This window comes from Nocardia asiatica NBRC 100129 (assembly GCF_000308415.1).
Classification (GTDB): domain Bacteria; phylum Actinomycetota; class Actinomycetes; order Mycobacteriales; family Mycobacteriaceae; genus Nocardia; species Nocardia asiatica.
Genome location: NZ_BAFS01000186.1, coordinates 1 through 5846 on the forward strand (window position 1 = coordinate 1; position 5846 = coordinate 5846).

Below are 5846 nucleotides of genomic sequence, written 5' to 3' on the forward strand. Positions count from 1 at the left end.
ATACACTGAAAATCACGTAACGGCCGGAACCTGATGGAAAACACGAACGAGCTGGCACAAGAACTCGCGGCCGCGGCACGACGACACGGTTCGGCGATCGCGGGAATCGTCGGCTCCGCCGCCCGCAAAGCCTCGTGGGAAGTACTCGACCTCATGGCCGAGAGTCGCGAACTGGTGGGCGCGGCGGTTCGCGTGAAGGCCGAAGAGCTTCGCCGCCGGGACCGGGCGAGCTGACCCGAATCCGTCAGATCGGTGGCCGCGGCGACGCGGTCACCGTTTTGTCGGCCACCTCGGTGAGCGCCTGAGCCCATCCGTCCAGCCGGTCGGAGGCGTGCCGCAGATCCGCCACGATGGTGTCGAAGTTGTGCCGCACCACCGTGTTCTCCGGAACCGCGAGCACCCGGCCCGCCGCGGCCACGACATGCTCGTATTCCGCCACGCCTGTGTCGAGCCTGCCCAACGTCAGCCGCAGGTTCTCGGCGAGCGCGACCGCCGCGGGCGACGTGGCGCTGCCCATCGCGCCGAGGCCCTGTTCCATCGCCATGATGTCCGCGGCCAGCGCGTGCAGTGCGCCCGCGCCCGAGGCGGCCGTTTCCAGCATGTCGGTCAGCTCGTCCGGGGGCAGCCGGTGGGAACGAGCGATCTGCACGCCCAGCCCGTGCAACGCCTTCTCGGCGCGCACCAGGCGCGCGATCGACGGCCGCGCGTTCGACCACAGTGGCGGCTGCTTACGTGGAATGAACGCCGCCTGCGGCAGCGGCGCGCCCCGCAGGCGCAGATAGCGGCGAGTGCTCAGCGCCGCACCGGTCACCAGCGCGACCGCGCCGCCGCCGACCACGACCACCGCCCACACCGGCGCCGAAAGCACTACAAGGCCAACGGTACCCACGGTGGTGAGCCCGGACACGGTGCCGAGCTGGTAACTCCGGCGACGGGCTCTGCGGCGGCGACGCAGCTCACGCTCTCGCGGATCGGCCCAGCGCCGCACCGCGACCAGTGTGTTCTCCCCCACCGAACGAATGCTGTCCGGCAGGCTGCCCGGCTGCGGCGCGAGCGCGGCCTGGGCCCGGATCATCGCGGAACCCCGCAGGCGCCGCGTGTCGAGCTGCCGCTCGCGAAATGCACTGCCGCTCATACCTTCTCTCCCACCGGTTGCACACATCGGACAGACCGAGGCCCGACACGGCCGACGGCCGGCCGGTCGGGTCTTCACGCCTTGTCTTCCAGTGAACCAGCCCCCACCGACACGTGCCCGTCCGGACGGACGTGCGGTCGAACTACTGCTGCGCCGCCTGGCCCTTGTTCATCTGCGGCTGAGCCGCCTCCGCCTGGGCCGGGTTGATGGCGGGCTGAGCGCCGCCCGCGGGCAACTGGTCCCCGCGCATGGACGCGCGAATCTGCTCCAGCTTGCTGTGTCCCGCCATCTGGATGCTGGCCTGCTGCACCTCGAGCATCCGGCCCTGCACCGAATTCTGCGCGAGCTCGGCGGCGCCGAGCGCGTTGGCGTAACGGCGCTCGATCTTCTCGCGCACCGCGTCCAGGCTCGGCGTGCTGCCCGGCGCCGACAGCGTCGAATCCATCTGCTGCAGCGAAGCGGAGACCTGCTCCTGCATCTTGGCCTGCTCCAGCTGGCTGAGCAGTTTGGTGCGCTCGGCCACCTTCTGCTGCAACAGCATCGCGTTCTGCTCCACGGCCTTCTTGGCCTGGGCGGCCGCCTGCAGCGACTGATCGTGCAGGACCTTCAGGTCCTCGACGGACTGCTCGGCGGTGACCAACTGCGCGGCGAACGCCTCGGCGGCGTTGGTGTACTGGATCGCCTTCTCGGCGTCGCCCGCCGCGGTGGCCTGGTCGGCCAGCAGGACGGCCTGACGCGCGTTGGCGTTGAGCTTCTCGACCTCGTCCAGCTGCCGGTTCAGCTTCATCTCCAGCTGGCGCTGGTTGCCGATGACCGACGCGGCCTGCTGCGAAAGGGCCTGGTGCTGCCGTTGGGCTTCCTCGATAGCCTGCTGAATCTGGACCTTCGGATCCGCGTGCTCCTCGATCTTCGCGTCGAAGAGGGCCATCAGGTATTTCCAGGCCTTGACGAACGGATTAGCCATCGATTGATCCCGCCTCCATCTGACATGCCGCGCTTCGGCGCGACTCCAGTGCGCGACCGTCACGCACTCGATATGTGCCTATCCTCCACCATGTGGCACCAGGGCCGGGCGAACCCGGCCCAACCGACGCCTAGGGAGAATCTATCCGCTTTCCGCGCCGGTCCGCAGCGTTGCTGCCGTGACCACGTCTCGCGGTACGTCACGCGCCCTTCACCAGGACCAGCATGTCCGATCGCGGCGCGGGGATGACGATGCGAGTGTCCTCCGCCAAGGGCAGTGGGCGGCCGGCCGCGTCGGCTGCCGACATCGTCGCCGGAGCCGCCGCGGGCTCGCCCTGCGCCGCGGGCTCGGCCGCGGTGTGCTCCGCTTCGGCGGCCGCCGCGGCGGATGCGGCCGCGGCGTCGTCCACGGCAGCGCCCGCGGTGGGGCCGTCGGCGCCCGCCATGATCGTGCTCACATCCCACAGCACTCGCGACAGCGGCACGTCCAGCGCCTCGCAGATGGCCGCCAGCAATTCACTGGAAGCCTCCTTGCGACCGCGTTCGACCTCGGAGAGGTAGCCCAGGCTCACCCGTGCGGACGTCGACACTTCGCGCAGGGTCCGGTTCTGGGCGAGACGCGCACGCCGCAGACTGTCCCCGATGGCCTCTCGCAGCAGCGTCATCTCGTTCTCCTTCGCTCCCGGTCGCCGGGCCGACGCGATTCGCGACCCCACGCATGCCGTTCTTTCTGGCACAACGTCGGGGCCGGGGCGGTGGTTCCCGCCCGGGCGGTCTCAGCCGCCTCGCCCGACGCGCTCGGCCGCATCCGTGCCCGCCTCCCGCACACACCGCAGCAATTCCGACACCGCCGTGTGCGTCGCGCCGATTCTGATCGTCCACCGGTCGCCGGAGAGTTTCAACCGCATCACCTCGGTATGGCCCGGCCCGGCCAGTCCCAGGAAGACCGTGCCGACGGGATGTCCGTCCTGCGAATCGGGGCCCGCGACTCCGGTCAGCCCCACGCCCCAGTCCGCGCGGCAGCGGGTACGGGCGCCGACGGCCAGTTGCTCGGCGGTGCTCGCCGCGACCGGGCCTTCGGTCGCGAGTGTCTCCGCGTCGACGCCGGCGAGGCTGTGCTTGAGGTCGGTGGCGTACACCACCAGACCGCCGCGCAGCACGGCGCTGGCGCCGGGCACCCCGGCGATCGTCGCGGCGAGCAGGCCCGCGGTCAGTGATTCCCCGGTCGCCACGGTTTGCCGCACAGTCACCAACGCGCGGACGAGATCACTGGCGGGTACGCGGGCGACCAGCGGATCGCTCATACGCCGCGGTTCCGCCCCGGCCCGCCCGCGAACCACACCCGGGCGGCCTGGCCGACGTAATCCAACCCGGTGAGCACAGTCAGCGCGACCGCCACGTACATCAGCGCCAGACCCGCCTCGGCGACCCACCCGGTCAGCGGCAACAGCAGCATGGCGATCGCCAGCGACTGGACCAGCGTCTTGAGCTTGCCGCCGCGCCCGGCGGGAATCACGCCGCGCCGCACCACCACCAGCCGGAGCAGGGTCACGCCGATTTCCCGGCCGCAGATCACCAGCGTGATCCACCAGGCCAGGTCGCCGAGCACCGACAGCCCGATCAGCGCGGACCCGATCAGCGCTTTGTCCGCGATGGGATCGGCCAGCTTGCCGAAATCCGTCACGAGACCGTATTTGCGGGCCAGTTGCCCGTCGAAGCGGTCGGTGATCGCCGCCACACCGAACAGTGCGGCGGCGGCGATCCGCCAGCCGGTCTGGTGACCACCGCCCACGAACAGCGCCGCGACGAACAGCGGCACGATCGCGATGCGCAGCATGGTGAGCACGTTCGCGATGTTGAGCAGCGGCGCTTCGGTCTCGGCCTGGACAGTCGCGAATCCGGGCCGGATCGGGGCGGGCGGACCCCAGGGGCGGTCGGTCTCGTCGGGTTGCACGCTCATGCCCTCGCCTCACCGGCGGCGCGCTGGGTCACGGCCGCCTCGGCACGCCGTCGCGCGGCCCGGCGCGATGCGGTGTGCGGAGCGGGAGGATCTGGGACACACGTTCAGAGTATCGGTAGCCGGGCCGACTACTGTGCACCCCATGACCTCTCGGGGACCACTAGGTGGTTCGACAAGCGACGCGTACCCGGGCGCGGCCTCCGCCGCGCAGAGCTCTTCCCCGGTCGTCCGACGCGCGCGAACCTCCGACGTGCCCGAGATAAAGCGCCTGGTCGACGTCTACGCGGGCCGGATTCTGCTGGAGAAGAACCTGGTCACCCTCTACGAGGCGGTGCAGGAGTTCTGGGTGGCCGAACTCGACGGCCGCGTCGTCGGCTGCGGCGCGCTGCACGTGCTGTGGGCCGATCTCGGCGAGGTACGCACGGTCGCGGTGCACCCCGATGTCAAGGGCAGCGGTGTGGGCAAGCTCATCGTGCAACGGCTGGTCGCGGTGGCCCGTGAGCTGGAGTTGCAGCGGCTGTTCGTGCTGACCTTCGAGGTGGAGTTCTTCGCCAGGCACGGATTCGTGGAGATCGACGGCACGCCGGTGACCGCCGAGGTGTACGCCGAGATGTGCCGCTCCTACGACACCGGTGTGGCCGAGTTCCTCGATCTGAGCTATGTGAAGCCGAACACTCTCGGCAATACTCGAATGCTGCTGACGCTCTGAGTCCGGCCCCACAGAAAGCGATACCCGTGCCGATCTTCGCCGTCCATTACGTCTACTCCGAGGCCACCGTCGCGGGCCGGGACGTCCACCGTCCCGAGCACCGAGCCTGGCTGGCCGGTCTGCTGGAGTCCGGCGCCTTGCTCAGCAGCGGTCCGTACCCGGACGGGTCCGGAGCGCTGCTGATCTTCCGTTCGCAGGACGCGGGCCGGTTGAAGGACCTGCTCGCGCAGGACCCCTTCGCCCGGGAGAACCTGATCGACGACGTACGCGCCGTGGAGTGGGCGCCGATCTTCGGCGCCTTCGCCTCCTGAGCGGCTAGCGGTTCGCCTGGGCGCGGGTGCGCAGCAAACTGGCGATCGTGGCGACGACCAGAATGCTCAGGATGACCCCCAGCGATACCGGCGTGGAGATCTCGGGGACCATGACGTGCTCGCCGCCGTTGACGAACGGCAGCGTGTTCTCGTGCAAGGCGTGCAGTACCAGCTTCACGCCGATGAACGCGAGGATGGCCGCCAATCCGTAGGACAGGTAGACCAACCGGTCGAGCAGGCCGCCGATCAGGAAGTACAGCTGCCGCAAACCCATCAGCGCGAACGCGTTCGCGGTGAACACGAGGTAGGGCTGCTCGGTCAACCCGTAGATGGCGGGAATGGAGTCCAACGCGAAGAGCAGGTCGGCGAACCCGATCGCCAGCAGGGCCAGCAACAGCGGCGTGACGGCACGGCGCCCGTTTATCCTGGTCACCAGTTTGTCGCCGTCGTATTCGTCGGTGGTCGGCAGCACCCGCTTGGCCAGCGCGACGATGCGGCTGTCGCGTTTCTCCTCGACCTCCACCTCGTGACCGCTCTCGCGCATCAGCTTGACCGCGGTGTAGATGAGAAACAATCCGAACAGGTAGAACACCCAGCTGAACGCGCTGATCGCGGCCGCGCCCACGGCGATGAAGACACCGCGCATCACCAACGCGAGCACGATGCCGATGAGCAGCACCTTCTGCTGGTAGATCCGGGGCACCGCGAAGGTGGTCATGATGATCAGGAAGACGAAGAGGTTGTCCACCGAGAGCGCCTTCTCGGTGA

Annotated in this window: 9 protein-coding genes; 3 read left to right on the forward strand and 6 right to left on the reverse strand. The window is 69.2% G+C overall.

From position 1 onward, the window contains the following. The first annotated feature begins 33 nt into the window (after window positions 1-33). Entirely contained in the window at window positions 34-234 is a 201-nt protein-coding gene (locus ON27_RS17860; protein ID WP_043728276.1) for a hypothetical protein, read from the forward strand. Window positions 235-244: 10 nt separating this feature from the next. Here the strand turns inward: ON27_RS17860 and pspM are convergent, their stop codons facing one another. The 5 genes from pspM to pgsA form a co-directional block, all read right to left on the reverse strand. After that, window positions 245-1135: a phage shock envelope stress response protein PspM gene (gene pspM, locus ON27_RS17865; protein WP_051046723.1), complete on the reverse strand. Its 891-nt coding sequence runs from the start codon at window positions 1133-1135 to the stop codon at window positions 245-247. 142 nt (window positions 1136-1277) lie between these two features. Next, on the reverse strand, window positions 1278-2099 hold the full coding sequence (gene pspA, locus ON27_RS17870; RefSeq protein WP_043728278.1) for a phage shock protein PspA: 822 nt from the start codon (window positions 2097-2099) through the stop codon (window positions 1278-1280). 199 nt (window positions 2100-2298) lie between these two features. After that, complete coding sequence (locus tag ON27_RS17875; RefSeq protein WP_043728281.1) at window positions 2299-2763, reverse strand: helix-turn-helix domain-containing protein; 465 nt, start codon at window positions 2761-2763, stop codon at window positions 2299-2301. Window positions 2764-2874: 111 nt separating this feature from the next. Continuing rightward, complete coding sequence (locus ON27_RS17880; protein ID WP_043728285.1) at window positions 2875-3402, reverse strand: CinA family protein; 528 nt, start codon at window positions 3400-3402, stop codon at window positions 2875-2877. Further along, complete coding sequence (gene pgsA, locus ON27_RS17885; protein ID WP_043728287.1) at window positions 3399-4058, reverse strand: CDP-diacylglycerol--glycerol-3-phosphate 3-phosphatidyltransferase; 660 nt, start codon at window positions 4056-4058, stop codon at window positions 3399-3401. Before pgsA ends, ON27_RS17880 begins: the two co-directional genes overlap by 4 nt. 142 nt (window positions 4059-4200) lie before the next feature. On the opposite strand from pgsA, the gene ON27_RS17890 reads away from it, so the two are divergent. Together ON27_RS17890 and ON27_RS17895 are read left to right on the forward strand one after the other, a co-directional pair. Beyond that, window positions 4201-4767: an amino-acid N-acetyltransferase gene (locus tag ON27_RS17890; RefSeq protein ID WP_083887645.1), complete on the forward strand. Its 567-nt coding sequence runs from the start codon at window positions 4201-4203 to the stop codon at window positions 4765-4767. 26 nt (window positions 4768-4793) lie between these two features. Beyond that, a complete protein-coding gene (locus ON27_RS17895; RefSeq protein WP_043728294.1) occupies window positions 4794-5078 on the forward strand; it encodes a YciI family protein in 285 nt (94 codons plus the stop codon). 4 nt (window positions 5079-5082) lie between these two features. On the opposite strand, the gene ON27_RS17900 is transcribed toward ON27_RS17895, so the two are convergent. Next, window positions 5083-5846: TerC/Alx family metal homeostasis membrane protein (locus ON27_RS17900; RefSeq protein ID WP_043728297.1), on the reverse strand; the 764-nt coding region annotated here is incomplete at its 5' end.

Bases quoted from the DNA above. Each gene is read 5' to 3' on its own strand.
- ON27_RS17860 (WP_043728276.1), top strand. From the start codon at position 34: ATGGAAAACACGAACGAGCTGGCACAAGAACTCGCGGCCGCGGCACGA.
- pspM (WP_051046723.1), bottom strand. From the start codon at position 1,135: ATGAGCGGCAGTGCATTTCGCGAGCGGCAGCTCGACACGCGGCGCCTG.
- pspA (WP_043728278.1), bottom strand. From the start codon at position 2,099: ATGGCTAATCCGTTCGTCAAGGCCTGGAAATACCTGATGGCCCTCTTC.
- ON27_RS17875 (WP_043728281.1), bottom strand. From the start codon at position 2,763: ATGACGCTGCTGCGAGAGGCCATCGGGGACAGTCTGCGGCGTGCGCGT.
- ON27_RS17880 (WP_043728285.1), bottom strand. From the start codon at position 3,402: ATGAGCGATCCGCTGGTCGCCCGCGTACCCGCCAGTGATCTCGTCCGC.
- pgsA (WP_043728287.1), bottom strand. From the start codon at position 4,058: ATGAGCGTGCAACCCGACGAGACCGACCGCCCCTGGGGTCCGCCCGCC.
- ON27_RS17890 (WP_083887645.1), top strand. From the start codon at position 4,201: ATGACCTCTCGGGGACCACTAGGTGGTTCGACAAGCGACGCGTACCCG.